Annotated in this window: 3 protein-coding genes; all 3 read left to right on the top strand. The window is 69.6% G+C overall.

The window, feature by feature from the left end:
- Nucleotides 1-402: 402 nt before the first annotated feature.
- The 3 genes from QH276_RS17605 (at nt 403) to QH276_RS17595 (ending at nt 3,328) form a co-directional block, all read left to right on the top strand.
- Entirely contained in the window at nt 403-804 is a 402-nt protein-coding gene (locus QH276_RS17605; protein ID WP_280400820.1) for a hypothetical protein, read from the top strand.
- Nucleotides 805-908: 104 nt separating this feature from the next.
- A complete protein-coding gene (locus tag QH276_RS17600) occupies nt 909-2,036 on the top strand; it encodes a PLP-dependent cysteine synthase family protein (RefSeq protein WP_280400819.1) in 1,128 nt (375 codons plus the stop codon).
- On the top strand, nt 2,033-3,328 hold the full coding sequence (locus QH276_RS17595) for an MFS transporter (protein WP_432278693.1): 1,296 nt from the start codon (nt 2,033-2,035) through the stop codon (nt 3,326-3,328). The genes QH276_RS17600 and QH276_RS17595 overlap by 4 nt, the downstream gene beginning before the upstream one ends.
- The last annotated feature ends 240 nt before the right edge of the window (nt 3,329-3,568 follow it).

Raw genomic sequence — 3,568 nt, 5'->3', positions numbered from 1 at the left:
GTGCGGGCCCGTCGACCATGAAATGCGTCACACCGGCGGCGGCGTTTACCTGCTCCAACCCGGGCGTGGAACCCCCTTAGGGTGGCCCGGTAACCCACGGCGGTTTCCCCCCCCGCCCCCCCCCGTACCCGGCCGCACCATTCCCACTGCCGGGGTTCGAGCCCGCGCGAGGATGGGTCCGGCGAGTAGGTTGGTTCGCGACCGTTACGGTTCACTCCGCTGATACGGCCTCTCCGCCGGAACAATTGAGCGAAGGAAAGGAGATGGTGCGGTGACCGGGATACCCGTGCAGAGCGAAACACGACGCGGACGCGTGGATCGTGTTCGACGCCGCGGCGCACCGTCTCCGGCGGCCCGGCGATCGGCACGGGCTCGCCGTTTCCCGGATATGAGTGGCGGAAGGTGAACTTCTCCGCGCGTCTGCGACGCATACCGGTGGCGCTGGTGCTGGCGGTGCTCATCATCGCGCCGATCCTCGACTGCACCCTGCACCCGGCGGACGAGCACACCCACCCGGCCGCCGCGCCGGCCGTCGGAACTGCTCACACCGGTCACCTGCACGATATAAGCGGCCACTTCGATCACTGTGACCAGCACATGATCCACTGCGTCGAGAAATCGGTGCTGCCTTCCGGAGGCGTGACCGTTCAGCAGTTGCTGTGGATGGTGCTGCTCGGAGTGATCACGGTCGCCGCGGTCACCCCGGTCGTCGCCGGCGCGCGCGGAATCCGGGGGCCGCCGGGCGGCTTACCCGTGTTGAACGGGCAGGCCATTCTCACGAATTTCTGTATCTCCCGACGCTGATCGGTCAGCGCCAGGCCGGACGAATCCATCGCCGGCCGGTGTTCGCTGCCTGCTCACCGTCTCGACCGCCCGGCGTGGCGGTCCGGATACAGAAAGCGACAATCATGAACGATGTCGTGTTCGGCAAACCTGCCGAACCTGCTGCGACTGTGCTCACCCCGCCTGCTCCGGCACGGGAATCGAGTTCGCTGGTCGGCAATACCCCCGTGCTGTGGGTGGGAGAGCCGCTGGCGCCCGCCGGCCGCGGATTCTGGGCGAAGCTGGAAGGTTTCAACCCCGGCGGGATGAAGGACCGGCCCGCCCTGCACATGATCCAGCGGGCGAAACAACGCGGGGACCTGGCGCCCGGGGCCCGCATCATCGAATCCACCAGTGGCACTCTCGGGCTCGGTCTAGCGCTGGCCGGCGCGGTGTATCACCATCCGGTCACCGTGGTCACCGATCCGGGGCTGGAACCGATAGTGGATCGCCTGCTCGCCTCCTACGGTGCGCGCGTCGAACTGGTGCCCGAACCGCATCCCAGCGGCGGCTGGCAACAAGCCCGCCGCGACCGCGTCGCCGAACTCATGGCGGCCGAACCCGGGGCATGGTCCCCGGACCAGTACAGCAACCCCGACAACATCGCCGGATACGAATCTCTCGGGCTGGAGCTGATCCAGCAGTTGGGCGGGGTCGATGTGCTGGTATGCGCGGTCGGCACCGGCGGCCATTCCGCGGGTGTGTCGCGGGTGCTGCGGCGATTCCATCCAGACCTGGAGCTGATCGGCGTGGATACGATCGCCTCCACGATCTTCGGTCAGCCTGCCGGTCCGCGAATCATGCGTGGGCTCGGTTCCAGTATCTTCCCGCGCAACGTCGACTATTCGGCCTTCCGCGAAGTGCACTGGGTGGCACCGGCCGAAGCCGTGTGGGCCTGCCGGGCGCTGGCCGGCACGCACTACGCGACCGGTGGCTGGAGCGTGGGTGCCGTGGCGTTGGTGGCGGGATGGGCCGCGCGTACCCGCCCGGCCGGTACCCGGATCGCGGCGGTGTTCCCGGACGGGCCGCAACGCTACTTCGACACCATCTACAACGACGACTACTGCCGTGAGCGCGGTCTGCTCGATACCGATCCGCCGATCGAACCGGACGTCATCGCTCATCCGGGGCAGCGGGTGGTGCGTTCGTGGACCCGCTGCACCACCGTCGTCGACCCGCACACGAGCGGCCGGGCAGCAGGAGCCGCATCGTGACCGTACTGAGGAGTTTCCGCAGCTTCGACCTCGCCGCGCGACTGCTGATGATCAACCAATTCGGCATCAACCTCGGCTTCTACATGCTGATGCCGTATCTGGCCGGTTACCTCGCCGGACCGCTGGGCCTGGCGGCCTGGGCGGTCGGCCTCGTACTCGGGATACGGAATTTCTCGCAGCAGGGCATGTTCCTCGTCGGCGGCACCCTGGCCGACCGGCTCGGCTACAAACCCTTGATCGTCGCGGGCTGTCTGCTGCGTACCGGCGGATTCGCTCTCCTGGTGTTCGCCACCTCGCTGCCCGCGCTGCTCATCGCCTCCGCCGCAACAGGTTTCGCCGGCGCACTGTTCAACCCGGCCGTGCGCGCCTACCTGGCGGCCGATACCGGTGACCGCCGGGTGGAAGCGTTCGCGGTGTTCAACATCTTCTATCAGGCCGGGATCCTGGCGGGGCCGCTGGTGGGCCTGGTGTTGATGTTCCTCGATTTCCGGGTGACCGCAGCCGCCGCGGCCGTCGTCTTCGCGGTGCTGACGGTCGCCCAGCTGGCCGCCCTTCCCGCCCGGCGCGAGCAGCAGCCCGCCGAGCGGGCATCGGTACTGCAGGACTGGCGCGCGGTGGCGGCGAACCGCCGCTTCCTGTTGTTCTCGCTGACGATGATCGGCTCGTATGTGCTGTCGTTCCAGGTGTATCTGGCCCTGCCGCTCCAGGCCGAGTACCTGGCCGGCCCGCGATCACAGGTGCTGGTCTCGGGGCTGTTCGTGGTCTCCGGCGTCGTTGCGGTGGCCGGGCAGTTACGGATCACCGGGTGGTTCGCGGCGCGCTGGGGAACCGGGCGCAGCCTCGCGGTGGGTATGGCGATCCTGGCCGCGGCGTTCCTGCCGTTGCTCGCGGTGCCCGGCCCCGGGCGGTTCGGTACCGTCGCGGCGATCGTCGCGTTGCTCCTGTCCACGGCGGTGCTCGCGGTGGGAACGGCCGCGGTGTTCCCGTTCGAAATGGACACCGTCGTCACCCTGGCGGACGGAAAACTGGTGGCCACCCACTACGGCTTCTACAACACGATCGTGGGTATCGGCATCCTGGCCGGCAACCTCGCCACCGGTGCGGTCCTCGGGGCCGCGCGGGCCGCTGATGCGGAATGGGCGGTATGGGCCGGGCTCGGTCTCATCGGAGCGGTCGCCGCCGCGGCGTTGTATCGGCTCGACCGTTCGCAACCGGCGGAGACGGGTGACAGCCGGAAGCCCCGTGGGGACGACCGGCGGGAAGCCGAAACAGCAGGTTCGACCCGGCGCTGAGCAGGTTTGCCCCCGTGCTGCGGCGGGCGTTGTGTGGCCGGCCTGTGCCCGACGAGGACGTCCGCCGGGTGCGGGGAGCTGCTTCCCGGCGGAAGAGCCCCGGGGGCGGCCCGGTGGTGGGCGCCCCCCGGCCGCGGTAGGGGTGGGGGGGGGGGGGTAGGGGGGGGGGGGGGGGTAACCGGCGGGGGGGGGGGGGCCCGGATAAGGCCCCCCCGGGGGGAACCCCCGGGCCGGGGGGGG

It is taken from the genome of Nocardia carnea (assembly GCF_029869215.1).
Classification (GTDB): domain Bacteria; phylum Actinomycetota; class Actinomycetes; order Mycobacteriales; family Mycobacteriaceae; genus Nocardia; species Nocardia carnea_B.
The sequence above is the reverse complement of the archived record's forward strand: the minus strand, read 5'-3'. Positions and strand labels throughout refer to the sequence as shown.

What these genes read in the sequence shown, in the direction of transcription:
- QH276_RS17600 (WP_280400819.1), top strand. Translation starts at nt 909, where the DNA reads ATGAACGATGTCGTGTTCGGCAAACCTGCCGAACCTGCTGCGACTGTG.